The organism is Tolypothrix campylonemoides VB511288_2, assembly GCF_045999855.1.
GTDB classification, from domain to species: Bacteria; Cyanobacteriota; Cyanobacteriia; order Cyanobacteriales; family Nostocaceae; genus Scytonema; species Scytonema bouteillei_A.
The window spans coordinates 462,408-486,522 of the sequence record NZ_JBFPMW010000004.1; the positions used below are offsets into that span (position 1 = coordinate 462,408).

The window sequence follows — 24,115 nt, forward strand, 5'->3', positions numbered from 1 at the left end:
TGCTGTATCTTGAATTTTTAGCAAATCATTTAAATTGCTTCTTCTCCCTCCGACGCTTGATAAAGCTTCTGTGCCATTTGTTCATCTGCGATCGCACCTTGCCGATCTCCCAAATAACGGCGTGCTTGGCTGCGAAGCTCATAAGCTTCGGGTTGTTTTGAATCAATTTTGAGAGCAGAGTTTGCATCGGCGAGCGCCGCCTTATAATCTTTTAACTGTAGGTAAATCTGTCCCCGTTCGAGATAAGACAAAAAGTTTTCGGGATTTAATTTGATAACTGTACTGTAATCGGTAACCGCACCTTTATAATCTCCAGATAAATTACGTGCTTGCGCTCTTCTGCGGTAGGTTCGGCTATCGTTAGGATTTAAACTGAGTACCCAATCATAATCCTGAATTGCACTTTTGTAATTTTGCAAAGTTAAATGAAAGTTAGCCCGAGTTAGACGGTGGGGAATATTGTTGGGATTTAGCTGCACAACCGAGTTATAATCTGCAACAGCTCCTTTATAATCCCGCAAAGTGAGCCGTGCTTGCGCTCGCCTGATATAAGCATGGGTGTTCTTGGGATTTAAACGCAACGCTGTAGTTGCACTCTCAATTTCTTGTTTTCTGACCTCAACAGCACGTTTTCTAATTGTTTCAGGTGCTTCAAATAAAGAAGCTGTTGCCATCAACCAATTGGGTGTAATTGCACTCAAACTCCCAGCAATACCCGCAAGTAAGCTACTGCAATAAACAAGGGACAGAAAGAATACTGTTCTCCCCTTAGTATGCGCTTCATAGTGACGCTCAAGTAAATTTTTTGCCAGTGTGTATCTCGTACCAAAAGACAAATTTCCATAACCTAAGTGCTTTAACTTTTTGAAAATAGAATGCAACAGATTTTCTTGGCTTGTCGGTTTTTGTTGCTTCAGTTCTTGTTGCAACTGAGCATTTACTTTTGCAGTCCTAAAGTTAGATGGGATGCTAACCAAAACGACTAGAACTAATAATAAAAATCCCGGTTGAGATATTGCTAATAGCCCCAAAACGACTGTACCAAAAATCTTAAAGAGGACATCGGTATAAGGAAATCGACAAAATAGTAATAAATTAGCAATTTGACCTCCATCTAAAGGGTAGATAGGAAGTAAATTAAATAGATTCAAACCGATCGACATCCAAGCAGTTTCTATGACCCAACTCGGGTAACCACCGTTGCGAGAAGCGATCGCCAATCCTACACCCAAAATTAATCCCGGTAACGGACCTGCTAGGGAAATCCAAAATTTTTGAGCAAGTGTAGCATCATCTTTACGGGCGGTGGCGACTGCACCCAAAAAAGGTAGAAATAACATAGATGCATCTTGATAGCCAAAAAATTTCATGGCTAACAAGTGTCCGCCTTCATGAAAAAACAGAACTCCTATAAAAATAATTAAGCTTTGAGTGGCAAACAATTTCGTGTAACTCACAATAAACAAAACCAGACTTCCCAATAGCAACCAAGTGCGTAATTTCCCTCCTAAAAGTCCTTTCTGCTGTGACTCCATCCATTGAAATTGCTCCACTTCAAGTTCCACAGGGATTTCGACTTGAAGAATGCTGTTTGTTTTAGCTTGTTGTTTGCGTTGTGCAACTAAACTTGATGCTTTGTTAGCACCCTGTACGGTTTTCTTGGTTATTTTTAAAGCAACAAGCCAATGCAATCTAAATAGATTCGAGCCATCAATTGGTAGAATTTCTTTTTTCTTGAGCAAACAATCAACGTAGTTTTTGATGTATTTTTCAAGAGCCTTAGTAAAAGTGTTAGGTGCTATACCCCAAGGTTGTGTCTTAGCAGCCAACTGATTTAATTTGTTTTCATGAGTTTGCCATTGAATGGAAGTTTGAGTTGTATATGCATCTTGAATAATGACATTAGGCGTGTCGCCAAGAACGTTATACCCCTTACCATTCATAGTTAAAAGTAAGCTTTCATCTCGAAAAAAGGTAAAAAACTCAATATCAAAGAGATTGACAGTTTCCGCTGGACGGCGAACGCTAACTATAGCGTAGGTTTTATATGCTTTGTGATAAAGTAAAAGCTCGTAAGTTGTAGGGGGATCGAGCCTCACCATTGGTTGAACTAGCAAATAACTGCATGGTTGAAACCCAAATTCCTCTAATTCTTTAATTGAAGCTTGAAATAGCTCTTTGCGGTAAGTGGGTACTGTGTTAGCTTTTTCAAGCTGGTACTTTGGGTATTGGAGCCTTGACTTACAAAGTTGTAAAAAGGTGATGAAGTACGTAAGAACAATCAGCAAAACATAGAAAGCGATCGAGTAGAGCACGTATTGCATAGCAACCTGATAGGTTAAACTATACTCAGTATTCCCAAAGATTGAGTTAAAATATTCACTATCGGTAGAAATAGGGAAGGAAGCCCTTGAAGATGTCGAGCAAATTTGACTCAAGTTGAGCGCTTTTGCAATAAGGGCGATCGCCCGCCAGACGATCGAGCGATCGTTTCTACCTGATTTTCAAATATAAACAGCAAAAAATCCTTCCATCCTTAACTGTATATTCTTTATCCAAGAATATTTTAAACTGTGAAAAAACGTGCTCCAACCCTAGGTAAATATTTTTTGCCTGGGGTTGATGTTTTGTGAAGTCATTCTAAAACTCTGTTTTTATGAGTGTGTAACCTTTTGGAGAACTGTCCAAGTTTGGGAATCAATAACTCCATTTACAGGTAATCCATGCTTCTGCTGAAATGAAATGACTGCTGAAAGAGTTGCTGAGTCAAAAGTATCATCTGTAGGCAAAGTAGAACCCTGAGCATTCAATAGCTCTTTCAATTGAGTTACAGCAGTACCAGAATCTCCCTTTTGCAAAGTTATTCCGGTTTTATAGGAAGTAAAATCTTTATCGTTTTGCATGACTCTCTCCTAAAATTTGTTCAAGTCTTTATAGAGAAACACTTCAAAAAAAAATGTTAACTTTCATTGTGATAACTCTTACATCTGTAAACTTCCTACTTTTGATAGATCGAGGTAATAAGATTTGCAAATAATATTAGAAAATAGGCTGACCTGGTCTTAAGAAGCTAGCAATTTAATACAATGTGAAACAGCACATCTAGCAGGAAACATTGTTTGTATTTGTTGGCATAAAATTTTGCTTTCCTCTTTACAGAGGTAGAGTACTTATTCTTCTATAAGAATAAATAAAAGTTTATTTTCTGCAATCTATTATTACTCCCTTTCCGCCATAAGACTACCGATCTTCTTCTCCTCTTTCCTCTGTGTCCTCTGCGCCTCTGCGGTTCATTTAATTAAGAAATCTTCGAGCGGGAAGGCACTAATCTCTCTGTCCAAAAACTCAAAGATTCGCCGCTTCTGCTGCCTTAAGGATAAATCTTTATTCGGAGGTGATATTTATGCCTCAACAATCGGCAGCGTGACTACAAACTCTGTCTTCTCTTGCGGAATAACATCTACGTCAATTGTGCCTCCATGAGCTTCTACTACAATTTGACGTGCGATCGCCAATCCCAATCCTGTTCCTTTACCAACGGCTTTCGTGGTGAACAAATGGTCAAATACCTTCTGCTTCACTTCCTGGGACATTCCCACTCCGTTATCAGCAATCCGAATCACAATATGCTGACCTGATTCAGCTACATGGGTTTTTATTGTAATGCGATTGGGTTTGGCGGCGATCTCTGTCATACTCTTCCCTAAATTAGATTCTTCTAGGGCGTCAATGGCATTTGCTAACAAATTCATAAAGACTTGGTTGAGTTGTCCGGCAAAGCAGTCTACTAGAGGGATTTCACCATAATTTTTAATCACCTCAATTGCGGGACGGCATTCGTTAGCTTTCAAACGGTGTCTGAGAATTAAAACTGTGCTGTCAATACCATCATGAATGTTGAAGGGTGCTTTGCAATCTTTATCGGTTCTAGAGAAGGTTCGCAAACTGGTGCTAATACTGCGAATGCGATTAGCTCCCAAGCTCATGGACTCGAGCAACTGGGGTAAATCCTCACGTATGTATTCCAAGTCGATCTCTTCAATTTTATCTTCAATTTCTGTGTCAGGATTGGGAAGCTTTTCTTGGTAAAGAGTGATTAAATCCAACAAATCTCGAACATAATCTTTAGCTGGTTCGATGTTCCCAGAAATGAAACCGACAGGATTGTTGATTTCATGAGCAACACCAGCCACTAAATTTCCCAAAGCTGACATTTTTTCACTCTGTACCAATTGCAGCTGCATCTGCTGCATCTCTTGCAGCGATCGCTCTAACTGTTGACCGTAGTGCAGTGATTTTTGATACAAACGAGCATTTTCCAAAGAAATTGCTGCTTGAGTGCAAAGGAGATTGAGGATATCAACGCGATCGTCGGTAAACGCTCCAATAGAATGATTGTTTTCTAGATACAAAATACCCAACAATTTTCCTTGATGCAAAATAGGGCTGCACAAAATACTCCTGGGCTGGTGCTGCTGAATGTATGGGTCATGAGTAAATCTAGGATGTACAGTTGCATCTAAAATTACTAATGGTTGTAAACTGCGTTTAACAGTATTGATTGGACTCAACGGTACTTCTAAACATTCTTCTATCGGTTGTGGGTGGAGTAGTGTTGAGGAATTCTCTATATTGGCGATCGCTTGTACTAACAAATGACCGTTCTCAGACAGCAGCAACACACACTTATCAGCTCCTGCATTTTCCAGGGCGACGTGCAGCAAGGTAGAGACAAGTTTTTCTAATTCAATTTCACTAGAAAGGGTTTGATAAGCCTTGAGAATCACTGCTAAATCTAAAGCAACTGAGGCAGTATTATTACCTGAAGAGGCAGAATTGTGAGAACTTATCCGACCGGGTACAACGATGGTTTCACTAGTAGAGAAAGCGAAAGGCATTTGTTCGAGGATAGGGGCTAAAAGTTGGGGATAACAAGTTTCTAAATCGGCAACTTTAGCTTTAGCTCCCCAACGAGTATAGCAGTAATAGGATTCAATCATGTAGTTTTGTGCGATTTGCTGTTTGCCCCAGTGAAGATAAAACTTGGCAGCGAGTTCGTTTGCGATCGCTTCTTGCTGAATGTAGCCCTGCTGTTTCGCCCTCTCTATAGCTTGGTCATACATTTCGATGGCGACGGCTCTGTTACCCAGCACCCGGTTTCTTTCTGCTTCGACCAAACACCACATATGTTGATAGTTCATTGGGGCGTAAGTTAACCACAGGTGCATCTGTGCTTGGTTTTCAGCGACCTGTTGGAGATACTGCTGCTGTTCGGACGCTGATACATCCAGATAATGCGCCAAGAGCGCTAGAGATGAATACAGATTATACTCCGCAATATGAATTGTGGTTCTAGCACCGTTTTGGTATGGTTCTGCTAGTCGCAGATTTTCCACTGCATCACCATAAGCTTCAAAGAAATAGGTAAGAATGAGTTTGTATAAATATACAATAAATAAGATGAAGCCTACCTCATATTTAGTCCAGATTGGTAACATTTCGGTTTCATTACAACTATCACCAACCAAACGTAACTTATCTATTGCGCGATCGCTTAAATTTAATAGAAATTGCCTGCTTATTTGAATGTGAATTTGTTGATACTCTTGTTTTAAATTTTGCGTAATTTCTAGATACTGAGTCTGCTTGTAGAGTACTGTTTCTAGCTCTGAGTCAGTGTGAAAAGAAAAATCACAATATGTCATAGCACTGTAGCAAGCAAATTCTAAATCTCCAGTTTCCAAACCAATATGAAATGCTTCCTGCAAAGGTATCAAGCTAGCTTGAAAGTGTTCTTTCCATTGGCGAATATTGCTGTGAAACATCAAGTAAACTTTAGATTTAAGCTTCCTGCTATCAAAGCGGTCTAACAACTCGATCGCGAGCTGACCAAACTTATAGCCAGACTCAATATCCCCTCCACCACAGAGAAATAATCCATAGATGACATATGCATAAGCTGCAAAGCTAGAATTGCCATATCTAATGCACAAATTGACCATTGTAAAGACAATGAGTGGATACATTTGGGGATTCGCAAGGAAAACCGCAGGAGCAACGGTCATCAAAATTCCCTGTGCTGCTAGTTTATCCAAGTCAGTCATTTCTGGTAGGTCGATTAATGCTTCAATCTCTGAGATGGCGATCGCCTCGTTCTCTAAACTGATACCTAACATCTGCAAGACCTCTAACGCTATATCTAGCGCTGACTGCATCTGAGACTGAGAAATTAAAGATTGAATTTTGATTTCGTAAACTCTCGCTTTTTGTAATGTATCCCTGACATTTTCCAGAAGCGTTTCTATTTGCCGATCTGCTTGCTCGTAGTTCGTATTCAGGTATTCTGCTTCTGCTGCTGCTAAGTACAAATTCAGTGTTAAATCATACTGATTTTGCCAGCTATGGGGTTCTAGGAACATTATACCTGTACTCAAATATCTCAGTGCCGCTTCATATGCTGTTGCAGATTTTGCCTGAAGACCCGCTACCAAATTAAGATTTGCTAATTGCTCTCGTTCGTGAGGAAGCTCGATCGCTTCAACACCCAGGTTGAGATGGTTGATAATATTAAAAATTTTCTCATGCTGGTCTGCTGGTGATGTGTTTTCTAACAACCGTCGCCCAATTTTAAGGTGAGTCGTTTGCTTTTGATTTTGAGGGATCAAAGAATAAGCGGCTTGCTGGACGCGATCGTGCAGAAATTTATAGCTGGTGGTTATTTTTCCTAGTTGACCGTTTACCAATGGCTCGCGATCGCTCAAAAATATTTCTTGTTGAAAAAACTTATAAACATCATTCTGCGGTAAAATCAACCCATCTTTCAAAGCCCTCCACAGATGGTTGGCAGTTTGAGTTTGGGATTTTTCATAAACGATGGCTAGCGTTTCTAAATCAAAAGAGTTACCAATACAAGCGGCTAACTGCAACACTTCTTGAGTGGCTTGGGGTAACTTCTGGATTTGAACTACCATAAATTCTACAATATCATCGTTTAGGGTAAGGGAGCGAACCTGTGCAATGTCACACTCCCAGTAACCACCATGAAAATTGAATGCAATCAATCGATCTTCATAGAGTGCTTTGAGAAACTGAGTCGTGAAGAATGGATTTCCCAGCGTTTTGCTAAATATTAACTCTGTTAATGGTAAGGCGAGATCCAGCGAACAACTGAATGTATCAGCAACTAACTGATTCACTGAGGATCGATCTAGAGGAGCAAGAGTAACAGTATTGACTTTAACCTTTAATTTCTCAATTTCTTGAAGTGTCAGCATCAGTGGATGCGTTGCAGAGACTTCGTTATCTCGGTAAGCCCCAATTAATAAGAGGTAGCGGCTCTCTATTTCACTCACTAACAGTTGCATAAACTTGAGGGAAGCAGAATCTGCCCACTGCAAGTCATCGATAAAGATCGTCAGAGGATGATCTTTTGTAGCAAACACTTGGATAAATTTTTGAAATAGGATGTTGAAGCGGTTTTGAGCAGCACTACCTGAGAGTTCGGGAACAGAAGGTTGTTGACCAATTATGCGCTCGAGTTCTGGGAGCATTTCAATAATGACTTGAGCGTTTTCTCCCAAAGCTGAGAGAATTTTGTTCTTCCATCGAGCTAATTGTGTATCAGTTTCAGTGAGTAATTGCCCGATGAGATCGCGAAATGCTTGTAAAAAAGCAGATAGGGGAATGTTGCGTTGAAACTGGTCAAATTTACCTTTAATAAAGTAACCCCGTTGCCGCACAATTGGTTTGTGGATTTCGTTAACTACAGCAGTTTTGCCGATACCGGAAAAACCTGCCACTAGCATGAGTTCGCTACCTGCTTGAGAAACTCGGTCAAAAGCTGCTAGTAAACTTGCTACTTCGTTATAACGACCGTAGAGCTTTTCTGAGATGATGAAGCGATCGCACACATCTCGTTGTCCAATTTCAAACCGATCGATCTGCCCGGTGGTTAGCAGTTGGTTCAGACATATCTCTAGATCGTGTTTCAACCCTAAAGCGCTCTGATAGCGGTCTTCAGCATTTTTTGCCATCAGTTTGCTGATGATATGAGATAGCACCGGGGGAATATGAGGATTCAAGCTGTCAACACTAGGAGGTTGTTTGGCGATGTGACAGTGAACGACTTCCATCAAATCGTTAGATTGGAAAGGCAATTGTCCGGTAAGAAGTTCAAAGAAAGTAATACCTAAAGAGTAGAAATCACTACGGTAATCAATTCCTCGGTTCATCCGTCCGGTTTGTTCTGGTGACAAATAGGCGAGAGTACCTTCCAAAACATTAGGACTGTAAATTTCTTGGGTTTCTTTAGAAAGTAGGGAAGCAAGGCTGAAGTCAATTAACTTTACCTGCTGGGTTTCTGGGTTAATTAAAATATTGGCAGGCTTAATGTCTTTGTGGACGATCCGGTGGCGGTAAAGTGCATCAAGAATTGTTGCTAGGGCGATCGCAATGTCCAAAAACACTTTCAAGGGATACTTATAAAGGGAGCTACCCAAAGGGTGATAGCGCAGAGCACTCCCTTCGCAAGCGCAGTTGCTGTTGATTTCTTTGTGTATCCACTCTCGTAACGAGATACCACCAAAGTCCTCCATCACCAATACATAGCTGTTGTGGTAAGGTTCTAAGCTGTAAAGACGAACAATACCCCCGAAGTCAAGATTTTTGGCAATGGTGTACTGATTGCGGAATTGCAGCAATTCATTGAATGTAGGATACTCCTGCTTGAGTATCTTGATGACTACTGGCAATCGATCGACCTCGCGGATTGCGCGATAAACTAGGGTTCTAGAGCCTGCATACAGTCGCTCGCTAATTCTATAACCCAGAATCTTGGTCAGTGGCTCAACTGCTGTAGTCATTTCAGTCACCTTGAGACAATAAAACTGCTTCATTTACAGTATGTTTCCCAAATCTTAGCCGTTTCTAACTCATTGAATAGAAACGTCGAACTCTGTGCTTTACAAAGTTATAACATCTGCGGTAAGCTCCTTATTTCTCCTTTTCCCCTCCTTAATTGAGTCTCTCCGCGTCCCCGCGTCTCCAAGTCCCCGTGTCGCTAGGCTTCTACTATTTCTTAGTGCCATTCCCCTTAAGCCCCCCGTTATTCGCGTAGGGTTTCCTTGAAGAAATTGTTAAAGTTGTCTGTATTGTTGGGGATAAACTTTTGTAGCACAAACCCACCGATTGCGTCCTTCTTCTTTAGCTTTGTACAAAGCTTTATCGGCTGCATCAATCAAGCTTTGAGCGGAACTTTGAGATGTTGGTCTTTGAATTGCAACACCTAAACTGACGGTCACAATAGATTGACAATCATTTTTTCTCGTATGTGGAATATTTAATTTTTGAATAGATCTTTGAATCAACTGAGTGACTTTAATAGCACCTGATTTGTTGGTATTTGGCAAAACCACAATAAATTCTTCACCACCATAACGAGCAAGTAGATCTGTAGGACGCTTTAATACAGATTTTGCTGCACGAGCAACTTGTATTAAGCATTCATCTCCAACTAGGTGTCCGTAACAATCATTATAATCCTTAAAATAATCAATATCAAATAGAATTAAAGATAAATAGTTCTCAGTTCCTGTGAGTCGGTTCCATTCTTGCTCTAAAAATTCATCAAAACAACGACGATTTGCTATTTTAGTTAAAGCATCTAACTTACTCAGTTTTTCTAACTGAGAATTTGCAAGTTCTAAAGCTTGATTTGCCCTCTCAAGTTGACGAGCTTGAGAGCGAGATTGCTCTAATAATTCTGAATGTTCTAGAGCCACATTAAACTGAGCTGCTAACTGTCGGATAAATTGAATTTCCGATGTGGTCCACTCTCGCGGAGAACGGCATTGATGAACGCATAGTAATCCCCATAAAGTTTTACCCTTCATAAGGGGTACAATAATTTGTGCCTTGATTTGAAATTGCTCTAACACGCGAAGGTGACAATCTTTTAGCCCGGATTTATAAACATCTGATAATACCTGTATGCGCCCTTGGTGATAAGCATCGGCATATTTTTCACCAAAACAATGATCCTTCACCTTTGTAGCGAGCGTAGAATCGTAGTCAGGCAAAACATTCTCGGAAACAAATGCACCAGAGGTATAGTTCGATTCAAGATCGAATTGAAAAATCCCGACGCGATCGCTACGGAGAGCTTTACGAATTTCTCGTACAGTCGTTTTAAACAAGGTGTCTAGATTAAGAGATTCACGAATTTCAGCAACTAAATTAAACAAAATCTCCTGCTGCTGATTTGCTTTATGCAGTTCTGCTGCTTTTTGTTCTGCTTGAGCTAAAAATTCTGCTTGTTTCACTGCAAACCCTAACTGTGTTGCAATTTGAGAGAGAAACTGAATTTCTAATTTTTTCCATTCATGTGGCTGTGAGTGCTGATAAGCAGCAAGTATTCCCCACAGTTTTTTTCCAACAAAAATTGGTGCTGTTGCATAAGCTCGAATATGAAACTGTTCTAAAATTTCTAAATGGCATTGAGAAAAGCCTGTTGAGTAAATATCTGAAACAGCTAGGGTTTCATTATTACGATACCGTCCTCCTTGATATTCTTGTAAATAAGAATCGTTCCAAATCGTATTTTTTCCTAATGTTTCTACATCATCCCATCCAGGCTCTGCAAACTCAAAGTCGCTGACAAATTCTCCACCCCAGTTTTCATGGAAACGGTATACGGCAATTCGCTCGATGCGGAGTAACTTGCAAGTTTCTTTAGTGGCTGTACGAAAGATTGTTTCTAACTCCAGAGAAGCTCGGATTTTACTAATAACTCGGTAAAGTGCTCTTTCTTGCTCTTCTAACTGCTGAATTTGAACCTGTTGAGTTTGCAGTTGAGTTTCTAAATGACTAATACTAGGCTGTCCTAAAAGCTGACAGAGTAGACGAGCGGAGACTTTCTTAATAGCAGATAAAGCTTGTTTTAACATGGTAAAGATTATTATAATTACTTATGAATGTAAACAGCTACAATGCTGTAGCAACTAATTTTTCTTAGCTTGAATGCATTTTGTCAAAGTTTTCTCTAACTCTAACTCTGCAACCAATCCTTCTGGTAGAAGGGTGTAATTAAAAGTGACAATTAAGAGTCACTCTTACAACAGGAGTAGTACTGAATTACTGAATCTTGATGGTCAAAAACAGAGAAAAAGATTGCAGTCATACACAAAGTATTCATGGCTCTAAATGCGATCGTTCCATTTCTTGAAGTAGGGTGTGGTTATTATTATTAATTAGACTTAAATCAATAAAATTGACTTTGTCAGGAGAAAACTGTTGAGTCATATTTATCTCAGGAGTAGGTATTTAGTACTTTATCACTCTAGTTTTAGAAAATATGTTAATTATCTGTGTGTTTATATACGAAAACAGGGATAATTACTGATGATTCCCACCTGGTTCGTACATCCCTCGGATTTGGAGTTTAAATTCAATGGGTAATGCGAAGAAAAGAACGGGCTATCTGCTTGAAGATATATTTGAGCGGCGATTGCAACACCAGCCACTCCACCTAAACTTTGGGTAGCTGCTCAAACTGCTTCACAAAGAAGCCAATGTGAGCGGCTACTTGCTGCATTTTATAGGTTTAAGAATCGAAGATAGCTGAATTGACTCATCTATAATAAAGCTGTAAATTGATTTTATCAAAGCGTCAACCTTAATACCTGCTTCATACACAACTTATGAGTGACAGCACGGGTGTGAAAACAATCCTAATTCTGGCTGCAATTCCTCATGGATTGCGTTTGGATCGAGAAATTCGCTCAATTGAAGAAGCTATTCGCCGCGCTACAAAACGGAATTTATTTAAGGTTACGCTCAGAACTGCTGTCCGCCCTCAGGATATTCGCCGTGCTCTTGCAGAGGAAAAGCCCCAAATTGTTCACTTTTGCGGACACGGGCTAGAAGATGGTAGCTTGCTGTTAGAAGACGATGCGGAAGAAAATAAGCCAGTCCCCGCAGAAGGACTGGCATCATTGTTTCAATTGCACGCAAATTATGTAGAATGCGTGTTACTTAACGCCTGTCATTCTGTCAAGCCAGCGACTGCAATTGGTGAATACATTAATTATGCGATTGGAATGAATCAGCCGATTGGGGACAAAGCTGCGATCGCATTTGCAATTGGTTTTTACGATGGATTGGGCTACGCCACTTCAGATAATCTTGATGTGTTTCAAAGGGCTTTTGAGGAAGGTAAGGTTGCGGTTCAACTAGAACATACTTCTTCCGGGCAAATTCCAGTTCTTAAAACAAAAACTAAAGATAAACCCGTACAGCTTGCTCCTAGCAGTTATCAAGAGTCCTGTGAAAATATGAGCGTTGCTGGAGATATCTTAACAGCATATTGTCGCAGAATGGATGGTACATATAACCATACATCAATTTTGATTCGGGGAATCTGCAACGATAATGGAGTTTTGCGCTATGATAGCGACCCTACAACCAATAGTAGTTATCAAGAGTCCTGTGAGAACATAACTATTGCTGGAGATATCTTAACAGCATATTGTCGCAGAATGGATGGCACGTATAACTATACATCAATTGCGATTCGGGGAATTTCTAATGATAATGGAGTTTTGCGATATTCTTAACATATACCCGAGTTGAAATACCTACGGTGGTGTACGCAAGTCTTCTAAAGTGCATTCTTACGGTTTCGATCCCCCCTAACCCCCCTTAAAAAAGGGGAGAACTTAATTCTAATTCTTCCTTTTCACGATGTTTCATCTCTTTTCTAAAGGTCTGTACACCACCTTAGGTTGAAACACGGAATACTAAACTGATATGAGCTTTGTGCTGCTTACTCCACTGCTTTTACAACTGCTGAAGCAACGTCAGACATCACTTTTTCCCGAGCTTCTACAGGGGCTTTAGAACCAGCTATAAATACAGCGATCGCCACTCGTTTTCCATTTGACGAACTGATGACACCAACATCATTGGTCGCAGTTCCAATTCCCAAAACATCAGGACCGCTACCAGTTTTGTGTGCAATAGACCAGTTATTAGGTAGCCCTGCTTTCAGACGCTTTGCACCTGTTGGAGAATCAGTCATTATTTTAAGTAATAAAGCAGTCGATTTTTTAGATAATAACTGATTGGATTGTAACTTAACCAAAAGATCAATTATCCCTTCAGGAGTGGCAGTGTCTCGCGGATCTGTAAGATATTTTTCTATTGCCGATTTCTTAACACTATCTGGAATTTTTTGTACAGCTTCAGACCATTTTTTTTCATCAGCCAATTCCGGGCGAAACTTGGTCAGCCCCACACAATCAGACTGTAATTGCCTCTCTAATCTATCTACACGGACATCACGAATTTTCAGCCTACTTAAAATCGCGTTAACTTGTCCGGTTCCACCCACCAATCGCACCAAAACGTCAGCAGCCGTATTGTCACTTATTCCAACAGAACGTTCGAGAAGGTCTTGAACCGTAAATTTTTGGCTGTTACCTTTAAACTCTTGAGCCATTGGACTCCATCCTGGTGCAAAATCCTGACGGGTCACAGTCACGGATTGGTTGAGCCCAAGCTTACCCTCATCCACTCGCTTTAAAACAGCAATTGCGATCGGCACTTTGTAAACACTTTGCATGGGAAAGCGCTGCTTGCCATTACGAAACCAACTTTTACCAGTGTTTAGGTCTAAAACCCCAATCCCAACATTACCTTGAGCGGCTGAGACATCAATAGTATTTAACAATGTCGTATTCATCTGTGCTGTAGTGACAAAAGATTCCCGCGCTTGAAGTGGTAACAACACGGACACTAGCAGCATTACTGCTAAAGAAAGTAAAAAACGATGTACAAAAACTGAAACAGACTTTATAAACATTTTCTTAATTGGTCGATTGGCTAAATATAATCTCAAAAATAATTCAGTGTTAAAGCAAATTCAAAAATGCTGAATTGAAAACTACTGTAAAATTAAGATAGCGCGGAGTGGAGTAATCTGGATGAATCAAGTTGTCATTGTTGGCGCAGGACCTACTGGTGCAACACTTGCACTCCTTTTAGTAAAACGAGGCATTGCAGTCAAGCTCATTGAAGCATCCCGTAACTTCCAAAGAGCCTTTCGCGGTGAAGGACTGATGCCTAGTGGACTTGATGCCTTAGAACAAATGGAGTTACTATCCGTACTGGAGTCCATTCCCCATCGCCCCTTAGATGGTTGGGAATTCTCCATCAACAACCGCACCCTATTTCGAGTGAATGAACCACTAGAACCTGGTAGTAAGCCTTGTACCCTTGTTTCACAGCCTGCTTTCCTTGAAACATTAATTAATCTTGCCAGCACCTACCCCCATTTTGAATTTGTCCGGGGTTCAACCGTCAGGGATTTACATTGGAGCGACAAACGAGTTTCGGGTGTAAAACTGAGTGACGATCGCTCGTTTTTTGCCGATTTAGTCATTGGAGCAGATGGTCGGAATTCCACCGTTCGCAGTTGCGCCAAATTGGAGCTAGAGCAACAATCTCAAAGCTTTAACATTCTATGGTTTAAATTGGCAGATAGCCCGCGCTTTGAAACCAAAAACATCTTTTATTCAATTGTTCGGGACAAAAACGCATTTGGGTTGTTCCGTTCCTCAGAAGGCAATCTTCAAGTAGGCTGGGCGCTTCACGAAGGTGACTCTCAAGACTGGAAACACATCGATTGGTCTGTCAAGCTTGCTTCCGCATCACCCCCATGGTTGGCAGAGCATTTCCAGCAAAATGCTCACACCATTGAGCGACCCGTGTTGCTATCTGTTGTGGTTGGGCGCTGTCCGCGCTGGTATGTACCGGGATTAGTCCTTTTAGGAGATGCTGCTCATCCCATGTCACCTATCCGCGCCCAAGGAATCAATATGGCATTACGAGATGCGATCGTTACAGCAAATCATCTCGTTCCCCTGTTGCTTTCAAAAGCCGGAGATGAAGCAATTGATGCCGCACTGCCACAGATTCAAGCCGAGCGAGAATCGGAGATTATAAGAGCACAGCAACTTCAAAGTGAGGAAGCATCTCTTGCAGAACGACTGGGGAAAAGTGCATTCTTAAGATGGGGGGCGAGTCAATTTGCTCCTGTTATTCGCAACGGTGTTCGACAGTCTTGGCTCAAGCGACAGCGCGAGTTGCGTCAAGGCATCGAGCAGGTAAAATTAACTGTTTGAGGGAATGACATCGAAATTTATGTCCGCGCTCGGTAAGAATAATTTTGCCACTTTAATATAAACTTCAACAATGCGGAAACTTTTGGAAACAACTTCTAACCTTGCAATTCGTTATCTTGAATCCTTAGAAAACCGTAAAGTTGCTCCATCAGCAGACGCGATCGCTAAGCTGATTCAGTTTGATGAGCCACTACCTGAAGATTCTGCCGATCCAGAACTCATTTTACAGTTACTTGATGAACTTGGTTCCCCTGGAACGATGGCAATGGCGGGTTCTCGTTTTTTTGGCTTTGTGACAGGAGGTTCTTTCCCCGTAACGCTAGCAGCCAACTGGTTAGCCGGAGCTTGGGACCAAAATTCCGGGCTAGCTCACATTACACCTGCAACTGCCTTTTTGGAACAGGTTGCTCTATACTGGCTTCTGGATTTATTACACTTACCTCCTGAGTGTGGTGGAGCATTCGTTACGGGAGCAACTGTTGCCAACTTTACAGCGCTCGCTGCTGCTCGTCACGCTGTCCTCGAACAGGTAGGTTGGAATGTAGAAGCGGATGGGTTGTTTGGCGCACCACCCATTACAGTTGTCGTTGGCGAAGAAGTGCATCCGAGTTTGCTCAAAGCATTGGGATTGTTGGGATTGGGTCGCAATCGAGTGGTCAAGGTACCCGCAGACTCTCAAGGGCGGATGCGTCCGGAAGCAATCCCATCCGTCACGAGTCCCGCGATCGTTTGTACCCAAGTTGGAAACGTCAACACGGGTGCATGCGATCCCGTAGGGGAGATTTGCGAACGTACCCGCAAATCGGGAGTGTGGGTACACGTTGATGGTGCGTTTGGGCTTTGGGCAGCTGCATCTCCCTCTCTAGCTCATCTGACAGCTGGTGTGGAACAAGCAGACTCTTGGGCAACCGATGCTCACAAGTGGTTGAATGTTCCTTATGATAGCGGGGTGGCATTTGTTCGCAATGCAGATATGTTAAGAGCCGCAATGGCGGTTAGTGCTTCGTATTTACCAACTGTAAGCGATCGCCGCAATCCCTCTGACTACACACCAGAATTTTCCAGACGCGCCCGTGGAGTTGAAGTTTGGGCAGCACTGCGATCGCTCGGTCGTTCTGGAGTTGCCGATCTTGTTGAACGGACTTGCCATCATGCGAGACATTTTGCAAGAGAAATTCAAGCAGCTGGATATCAAATTCTTAATGATGTAGTTTTGAATCAAGTTTTGGTATCTTTTGGAGATGCAGAAACGACTCTTCGTGCCATTGCAGAGATTCAAGCAGATGGTACTTGTTGGTGTGGGAGTACTGTTTGGCAGGGACACACAGCCATGCGAATTAGCGTATCATCCTGGGCAACCACTGATGCTGATGTGGAGCGCAGTGTAGCGGCAATATTGCGTATTGCTAAGAAATAGTATTAAAAAAGCAACTTGTGCTAGGACTGACCGAGGACAAAAAAGTCATATAATACAAGAGCCAAAACATTAGATTGTAGAATCCCAAAGTCAGTCCTTCACAGGCGATGAGCGCTCCCACTTAAGGATAAAAATCTTCCTCATTTCCTAAACTCTAACTTCCGTACCCGCCAAATATTAAATTTTACAGAGCTTTTTTTCGGATTCAATCAAACTGTATCATCATTACCTTTTGTACAGGGGCGATCGCCAAGCACTCACCAAAATTACAGATTGTTAAAAGTACCCTTGAAGGTGATACCAGAAAAGGGTTTTGTCTGACACCTTAGAAAAAGGCAGTCAACCAAGTGTGAGTGCTAACAGCGCATAAGTTGATTTCACTGACAACTATACAAAAACAAGGGTGTTTGGGAATCTCAAACAATATTAACGACTTCGATCTGCAAAACCATCTAAAGAAGAAAACATAAACGAGGAGAAGATAATGCAAAGCATTCCATTTCAATTTAGTCACGGTGGTTATATTAAGGAAAAAGAAGTTGAAGGAACTGGGACGCGGGCGATCGACGTAGAAACCGATTTTGATTACCTTTTTCCAGAACTTGCTAAAGATCCAAACAGCCTACTGCCAGCTACAAATACCAAAGATACAATTGCAAAGCTCAAAGCGTTGGGCGATGCAATGATTGACAGTACAGACTTCAGCGCTCCGCTACCACCACAAGCACCAATTAGCTCAACCATACCTCCAGTCTTTACCTACTGGGGACAATTTATTGACCATGACATCACTGCCAACACAGACCGCACGGCCCAAGATCTAAAAACTGACATTACCAACGAGGATTTCAAACCTTTACCACCCAGTACTGTTATTGAAAAACTCAAAAATTTGCGCCGACCGACATTCGATCTTGACAGTGTTTATGGTGATGGACCAACCCTAGATCCTTCTCAAAAGCCAACAGAAGCAAAGAATTTTTATCAAGAAAAGGACCCAGTCAAACTCAAAGTGGGTCAAGCAACTGACGATCCAAGTATACCTGGAGTTAAAATTCCGCCAGAAGGCGATTTGATGCGCGATCTGCCACGCGATGAGAACAAGAGAGCTATCATTGGTGACAGTCGCAACGATGAGAATCTGATTGTGGCACAGTTCCATGTTGCCTTTCTACGGTTCCACAATGCAGTTGTAGATTGGGTACGAGCTAACGAACCTGAAAATGCTAAAGATAATCGAACTCTTTTTAACCGAGCGCAGCAGTTAGTTCGCTGGCATTACCAATGGCTTGTCATTAATGATTTTCTCAAAACACTCACAGTCAAGGGGACAGTAGACAGCATCCTCACGGGTGGACTGAAATTCTACAAGCTACGCAATGGAGAACTCTTTATGCCCCTTGAATTCTCTGTCGCAGCTTATCGATTTGGTCATAGTTTGATACGTGGTGCGTATGACCACAATCGTAATTTTACAGACAGAGACACTCCATCACGAGTTGCTAATTCAACATTTGATTTGCTCTTCCTGTTTACAGGAAAAGGAGGTTTGGGAGGTAATCCTACTCTACCCTTTAACTGGATTATTGAATGGAACCGCTTTGCTGACAAAGGTAGGGCTTCTATAAGAGGTAGAAATTCAGCACGCAGAATTGATACGCGTTTGACAAAGTTTTTGTCAGATATGCAAAATGAAATCGATCCAGCTAAGACTCAAGCGATCAATGACCTTCTCAAACATCTTGCCAAGCGGAACTTACTGCGCGGATACTTCCTCAGTATTCCTACCGGGCAAAGTCTAGCTGATAAATTGGGTGTGAAAAGATTGACATCTGAAGAACTTCAACGCCGGAATTCACCACAAATGAATCAAGCCCTCGCACCTTTCTTAGAAAAGACTCCAGCATGGTATTACATTCTCAAAGAGTCTGAAATTCGTGCCAATGGCGACTCTTTAGGTGAAGTTGGTAGCCGCATTGTCGCGGAAACCTTCATTGGTCTGATGAGAAACGATAATAACTCTTTTCTGAGTCAAGATTGGGACCCATCCCAAGGTGTCAAACTACCAAATGGTAAAGAAATTCGCCAGATCGCCGATCTTCTAAAGTTTGCAGGAGTGATGGTTTGATCGGTAACCAGCAGCCAGCGAGCGATCGCGAGCAATAATTAATAATAGAAGGGTGGGAAAATGAAATTCCACCCTTCTGTTTTTCTAGAAGAAATCTAAAATCTACTCATCCACTTGTTTTTGTGACTCCACTGGAAGCGCAACAGGTGGATTGGCATCATCTTCAGATTGATAGGTTGGCGTGTCATCATCTGGAAGAAAGACTTTCAATGCTTGCTTGAGTACTTTCAACCTTACCGGAACTTCACCAATTTGATGCCCATCAAGATGAACGGGTAATTTGGAATTTGAGGAGACACGAACCGATGCAACTTGGTAAGTCTCAATTTTGGGGTTGTAGTGATACTGTCCGCGACTGATCGACCAAAAATGACGAACCAATTCCCACTTGCTAAATTGACGGTAAATTGTGACTGTGAGCAAACCATCATCTACGATCGCATTTGGTGCAACCATAAATGCAGCACCATAATAAGGTGTATTTGCAATTACAACTAACAAAGCTTTAATTTGAAATTCGTTGCGACTTGCTATTTTTCGTCTTAAAAATCTTGGGGTTGGCGCTGGATGAGTTCTGGCTTGACCAATGGGACGATCTAACTCAATGTTCATAGCTTGCGGTTGATAACCCATGGCTAAGCGAAAAGCTTGAAGCATTCGTCCCCATCTTCCACCCTTGATTTCTTCGCCAATCGGAAATAGAGTTGCATCAAGCCCTACCCCAGCGGCTTCTAAAAAGAAGTGCTCGTCATTAGCTTGTCCAACATCAATGCTCTTAATTTGTCCCCGACCCAAAACTTGACAGGCTTGGAGAAAATCCATTGGTAAATTCAGGGTTCGAGCAATATTATTATAAGTACCTATAGGTAAAATTCCCAGTGGAATTGGGGCATGAAGCAATCCTTTTGCGACTTCGCTGACCGTACCATCACCGCCCCCTACGATGACCATATCATAGTAACCTTCTTCAACAACTCGTTGGGCAATGACCGCCGGAGATTCATCGGGTTTGGTAAATGCTAGATCCGCCCGAATACCTTCTGCTTCTAGTGCTGCCAGCATATCTGGTAATTTCAGGGGATTAGGCTCATCAGTTCCAGACACTGGATTCATAATTAGACGTGCGTGTTTCATTTGCCCAACTCCAGGGTTCTGTGAGATGACCTGTATCAATGATTCTAGCTGATGCAGCCGGAATTTTCAGAGAAAATAAACTTTGATAGCACCTTGAAGTACATAAGTTAAAATTCATCTGTTTTCAGGATTGCTTAAAATAGCTTTTGGTTGATTGGCATTAAATAGAGAAGCAGACAACAGAATCACTGATTTGTTTGTTTGATTTTCTCCATAATGAACCATTCCGGCAGGTTCAACCAAAGAATCTCCTACTGTTAGCTGTATCGTTTTCCCTTTTTGAAGAAGCAATTTTGTGCCGTTAGCTTTCGTTACTCTAGCTTCTCCTTGAACTACAGTATAAGTTAAAGTTCCCGCCTCTACTCGTTCAATCTGCATTCCTGGATGAGTATGAGTAGGGAGTTTTGTTCTGGGCGCAATTGTATAGCGTACAAGCTCAAGAATTTGCTTTTTATCTTGAGTCGGATAGCCATCAGCTAAAACTTCACGAGTGACAGATTGAGTGTAAGTATTGGGTGAGGAGGTTTCTTGGCTGTTAACAACTACACTGTCAAAAGCTAGGATAGCTAAGGAGAGAATCAGAGACAGTTTTCTCATAGTAAAAGTTTTTTGTTAGGGGTAATTTAATAAATATTAATTTCCTCAACAGGCATGGCGAAAAATATATGTGGAGCATCAGGTAAAAAAGTGGTGCTCTTACGATTTTAATATTCTATAGGTTTCAGCCAAGTCTGTTTATGCACTCTCACAATTGGGCTTTCGGCATGGATTGGCGATGAGCGCTCTTTCAGCTTGTGCTCCACGCGATAAGCTGGGTACAGCTTGCGCCAAAGGCGATCGCTTGTCAGGAATCTATCGATGGAAAAACCCCAGCCTCGAGCACTCCCAAGCTGGCACTTTTGCTCCATGCGGAACGAACCCACTCGGTATCGAGCCGAGATGTTTGTAATTTCCTGCAATATGGCCTCAAAAGGCTTGATTTTGCGTTGTAAATAACAGCTTTTTGAATTCAATGTAGCAAATTTTTCAACCCAGACAGGATAAGACTTTTTAGCCCATCTTGTCGGTTTTTGGTCGGATCTCGGCTCAACGTCTAGAAGTGGCGATAGCCACAGACACTGGTATTGCTATCCCAAAACCCTAGACTGGAAATGTCGTAGCAACTCACGCCAAAAAATACTGTCACTCGCGGGTAACTGCTATTGACTCTCTTCTTCCCAATCTTCAATCTGTAACCCTTTCACTCGGACAAACTCTCGAGTATTATGTGTTACCAGGGTTAATTGATGCCCTAAGGCAATAGCAGCAATTTGCAAATCATACGGACCAATGGGAGTCCCCAAGCTGGTCAGTTCCGCACGAATTCTACTGAAGATTGTTGCGGCTAAATCATCAAAAGGCAAGGAGACAAAATTATTTAAAAAAGCTTCTTGTTTAGCAAGTGTAAGTACGGGATTGTTACTTCTCATCGCACCATAAAATAGTTCAGCTTTCACAACTGAACACACTGCCACATCCTGTGGTGATACCGATTGTAATCTTTGCCGTACACCAGACATAGGGCGATTTAGATAAACAATGCAAGCATTCGTATCTAACAGATAAATCACTTAGAGTGACTCCCGTTGTTCATATTCGCCTTGAGGATATCTTACTATTGGGTCATCCTGTAACGAACCTGCCGTCTGCTCAAAAAAACCAACAGGCCATCCCAACTCTTCTGGTGTTTCTGCCTGTGTTGATAGTTCTACTGGCTGATAAATCACCATAACTTCTATTTCTTTGTCTGTTACACCAATCGGGATATCAAGATGCAAGATTCCATCTTTACCCACATTAGAGCGTAATTTTCTACTTTGCATGGTCTTTTTCTCCATGAAATACTACATAATATTATGAAGCCAATGTTTGCTATCCGCCCTTCATGGTGCATAACACTTTCGCCATCCCCAAAAGTGCAGTATCATTAAGATGTAAGTGATGACTCAGCAAGAACCAACATACAAGCAATCTAACCTTAACCCATTAAAGTGGTGGATTTATTGCAAGCGAGTATACACAGCCGCAACTTTGAACACGTGGTCATAGATACAGCTGTCAGACCCAGCCGGGAAGATTTAGAAGCCCTGGCGGACGGATGCAACCTTTTGGTACGGAGCGAAGGTACAGTTAAGAGGTTATCACCTGCTCGTTCGCTATCGCTGCCAACGTGAAATATTGAAACATTCGTCGAACTTGCCGGATAACTTGCTGGGTTCTGAACACCCCTCTCTACTAGCCCAGTCCTCGCTCCGTTCTAAGAGTGCATTCAAGTCTTGCTGCACCTTGCTTAGTTCCGCTTCAAACTTGGATTGCTCAAAGTCTATGTGAAATGCCTTCGCTCCCTTATCTGACCACACGCGAACCAAACCTCCTACCTTTTCGACCCACGGACTTGGATCGTGTCCAAGCCAAGGCGATTGACCTTTCTTCACAAACCTCAACCAGTCTCGCCACGTTTCTAGTCCACAACAGCAACTTGGGTTAATTACTTTATCGGTAGCAGTCCTAACCTGGAGACCTCCCGTTGACATACTCACCGGGCTGAAGCCACGGTGATTCTAGTTCATGGTTCACAGAAGTCCACTTGCTATATCGAGTTTCCCTTCAATAGTAGAGGCGGTCTTCTCCCCATGCTTTCCCTCGCAAGAGGCGGATTCTTCTTGCCCAGAAGTACCGTTTAGTTGCCACTCAGTACCGAGTATCTTCATTCCTTTTTGCAAAATGTTCAGAGCCGCATTGGTATCTCGGCATAGTTCAATTTTGCACTTAGGACAGGAATGCGTTCTGGTACTGAGAGATTTTTTCACTCTATGACCGCAATTAGAACAATCTTGTGATGTGTAGTTAGGTGACACCGCCACAACTGCTTTGTCCCAAATCTTGCCATAATAGTCTAGCCATTGAGTGAATTGATACCAACCAGCATCAGAAATGGACTTAGCCAATTGATGATTTTTTACCATATTGGCAATCTTTAAATCTTCATAGACAACCACATCGTTAGAGTGGACTACGCACCGAGCTTGCTTAATTGCCCAGTCTTGACGCTGCCTCTGAATTTTTAGATGGATTTTACCCAGTCTTTTCCTTTGTCTGTGATAGTTTTTTGATTGGGGTTTAGCACCCTTGACGAATTTCTTACTCAGACGGCGTTGGGCTTTCTTTAATCGCTTTTCTGACGAACGCAAGAATTGTGGATATATCACGGCATTATCGTGTTGATCTTTGGTGAAAAACTTTAACCCCAAATCTAACCCAACAACGTTACCCGTATATTTTCCTGTTTCCTTGCGGTCAGCATCAAAGCAAAACTGAGCATAATAACCGTCTGCTTTTCTAATTACTCGCACCCGATTAATCTTTAATCTGTGCAAGTCTTCTTGAGTTTCATTGTTGCAAAATATAGAAAAAGTTCCAGCCTCAAAGCCGTCAGTGAAGGTGATTGATTTACAATCACTTGATAACTTCCATCCCGAAACTTTGTACTCTACCGAGCGGCAATGTTTTTTGAATTTTGGATAGCCTTTCTTCCCCGAACCTTTTTTGCATCGTGAATAAAACGTAGAGATAGCAGCCCAAGCCCGTTCAGCACTAGCTTGTCTAGCAGCAGAGTTTAACTTCTTTGCGAAAGGAAACTCTGCTGCCAAATCTTTGCATAAGTTGTACAAAATAGCTTTACTAACTCCTTTATTGTCCATCCAAAACCGTACAGCTTTATTTCTAATAAACTGCGTTGTTCTGATAGCCTCATCAAGGGCTAAGTATTGCTCTTTGGTTCCGTTTTTTAGCTTGGCTTCTCTTACTATCATGTCCTGATTATAACATATTTTATCTGCTATATTGCTAGATAAAATAATGTAAAGCCGTCCTTGAAGGACGGGGCTTTAAACCCAGTTTTTTGGTAAAACCAAACTTGTAGCTTGAATGACTCGGTGTAACACATTGTTCGCGTTCCCCTCGCATTCTAAATCGTTGTACTGGATTAGTTGAGCGAAGACCAAACCGACCTCCCGGTCCGTCATCTTGCCAGACAATCGAATAAACTCGAACGACTTGTAGTCCGCAATAGCCCACGGAAATAATGGTTTATCCTCGTAGTATGGGGCTTCCACCACAGCTTGAAGATAAGGATTCGCATTCATCTTTCTTAGCTTCTTTACTTGGGATTATACAACTACTTTTCTATGCCAAAAGCCCGGTCAATTGCGACTGGGC

At 41.8% G+C, this 24,115-nt stretch carries 17 protein-coding genes; 5 read left to right on the plus strand and 12 right to left on the minus strand.

The genetic code is table 11. The features are described 5' to 3' along the window. Nucleotides 1–29: 29 nt before the first annotated feature. From AB0756_RS14710 to AB0756_RS14725, 4 genes are all read right to left on the minus strand, one after another. Nucleotides 30–2,324, minus strand: a complete 2,295-nt coding sequence (locus tag AB0756_RS14710) for a tetratricopeptide repeat protein (RefSeq protein WP_063779538.1) — start codon at nt 2,322–2,324, stop codon at nt 30–32. 330 nt (nt 2,325–2,654) lie between these two features. Further along, a complete protein-coding gene (locus AB0756_RS14715) occupies nt 2,655–2,903 on the minus strand; it encodes a peptidoglycan-binding domain-containing protein (protein WP_050046211.1) in 249 nt (82 codons plus the stop codon). A 498-nt stretch (nt 2,904–3,401) separates the two neighbouring features. After that, nucleotides 3,402–8,861: an ATP-binding sensor histidine kinase gene (locus AB0756_RS14720; protein ID WP_038090157.1), complete on the minus strand. Its 5,460-nt coding sequence runs from the start codon at nt 8,859–8,861 to the stop codon at nt 3,402–3,404. Between the two features lie 273 nt (nt 8,862–9,134). Further along, a complete protein-coding gene (locus tag AB0756_RS14725) occupies nt 9,135–10,943 on the minus strand; it encodes a diguanylate cyclase domain-containing protein (protein ID WP_038090116.1) in 1,809 nt (602 codons plus the stop codon). Nucleotides 10,944–11,696: 753 nt separating this feature from the next. Here AB0756_RS14725 and AB0756_RS14730 point away from each other — a divergent pair. Continuing rightward, nucleotides 11,697–12,611, plus strand: a complete 915-nt coding sequence (locus AB0756_RS14730; RefSeq protein ID WP_082051784.1) for a mannose-binding lectin — start codon at nt 11,697–11,699, stop codon at nt 12,609–12,611. 209 nt (nt 12,612–12,820) lie between these two features. Here AB0756_RS14730 and bla read toward each other — a convergent pair whose 3' ends face one another. Beyond that, nucleotides 12,821–13,858 carry a class A beta-lactamase gene (gene bla / locus AB0756_RS14735; protein ID WP_038090118.1) on the minus strand — a complete coding sequence of 346 codons (1,038 nt, stop codon included), beginning with the start codon at nt 13,856–13,858 and terminating at the stop codon, nt 12,821–12,823. Between the two features lie 121 nt (nt 13,859–13,979). On the opposite strand from bla, the gene AB0756_RS14740 reads away from it, so the two are divergent. From AB0756_RS14740 to AB0756_RS14750, 3 genes are all read left to right on the plus strand, one after another. Further along, a complete protein-coding gene (locus AB0756_RS14740; protein WP_038090121.1) occupies nt 13,980–15,179 on the plus strand; it encodes an FAD-dependent monooxygenase in 1,200 nt (399 codons plus the stop codon). A 70-nt stretch (nt 15,180–15,249) separates the two neighbouring features. After that, nucleotides 15,250–16,596 (plus strand): pyridoxal phosphate-dependent decarboxylase family protein, encoded by a 1,347-nt coding sequence (locus AB0756_RS14745; RefSeq protein ID WP_038090124.1) that lies wholly within the window; start codon nt 15,250–15,252, stop codon nt 16,594–16,596. Between the two features lie 484 nt (nt 16,597–17,080). Further along, nucleotides 17,081–18,724 carry a peroxidase family protein gene (locus AB0756_RS14750; RefSeq protein ID WP_050046210.1) on the plus strand — a complete coding sequence of 548 codons (1,644 nt, stop codon included), beginning with the start codon at nt 17,081–17,083 and terminating at the stop codon, nt 18,722–18,724. A gap of 102 nt (nt 18,725–18,826) precedes the next feature. On the opposite strand, the gene AB0756_RS14755 is transcribed toward AB0756_RS14750, so the two are convergent. Continuing rightward, nucleotides 18,827–19,858 (minus strand): diacylglycerol/lipid kinase family protein, encoded by a 1,032-nt coding sequence (locus AB0756_RS14755; protein WP_237266108.1) that lies wholly within the window; start codon nt 19,856–19,858, stop codon nt 18,827–18,829. A 114-nt stretch (nt 19,859–19,972) separates the two neighbouring features. Then, nucleotides 19,973–20,455 carry a cupin domain-containing protein gene (locus AB0756_RS14760; RefSeq protein WP_038090131.1) on the minus strand — a complete coding sequence of 161 codons (483 nt, stop codon included), beginning with the start codon at nt 20,453–20,455 and terminating at the stop codon, nt 19,973–19,975. Nucleotides 20,456–20,633: 178 nt separating this feature from the next. Here AB0756_RS14760 and AB0756_RS14765 point away from each other — a divergent pair, with 178 nt between their 5' ends. Beyond that, entirely contained in the window at nt 20,634–20,807 is a 174-nt protein-coding gene (locus AB0756_RS14765; protein WP_153021510.1) for a hypothetical protein, read from the plus strand. Between the two features lie 250 nt (nt 20,808–21,057). Here the strand turns inward: AB0756_RS14765 and vapC are convergent, their stop codons facing one another. The 5 genes from vapC to AB0756_RS14790 form a co-directional block, all read right to left on the minus strand. Continuing rightward, nucleotides 21,058–21,468 carry a type II toxin-antitoxin system tRNA(fMet)-specific endonuclease VapC gene (gene vapC / locus AB0756_RS14770; RefSeq protein ID WP_038090137.1) on the minus strand — a complete coding sequence of 137 codons (411 nt, stop codon included), beginning with the start codon at nt 21,466–21,468 and terminating at the stop codon, nt 21,058–21,060. Beyond that, complete coding sequence (locus tag AB0756_RS14775; RefSeq protein WP_038090165.1) at nt 21,469–21,720, minus strand: hypothetical protein; 252 nt, start codon at nt 21,718–21,720, stop codon at nt 21,469–21,471. A gap of 333 nt (nt 21,721–22,053) precedes the next feature. Further along, the gene (locus AB0756_RS14780; RefSeq protein WP_050046207.1) at nt 22,054–22,431 is read right to left on the minus strand and encodes a hypothetical protein; all 378 of its coding nucleotides are present in this window, start codon (nt 22,429–22,431) and stop codon (nt 22,054–22,056) included. Between the two features lie 39 nt (nt 22,432–22,470). Continuing rightward, nucleotides 22,471–23,709 (minus strand): RNA-guided endonuclease InsQ/TnpB family protein, encoded by a 1,239-nt coding sequence (locus AB0756_RS14785; RefSeq protein ID WP_050045131.1) that lies wholly within the window; start codon nt 23,707–23,709, stop codon nt 22,471–22,473. Between the two features lie 34 nt (nt 23,710–23,743). After that, a complete protein-coding gene (locus AB0756_RS14790) occupies nt 23,744–23,974 on the minus strand; it encodes a hypothetical protein (RefSeq protein WP_167844884.1) in 231 nt (76 codons plus the stop codon). Nucleotides 23,975–24,115: the final 141 nt, after the last annotated feature.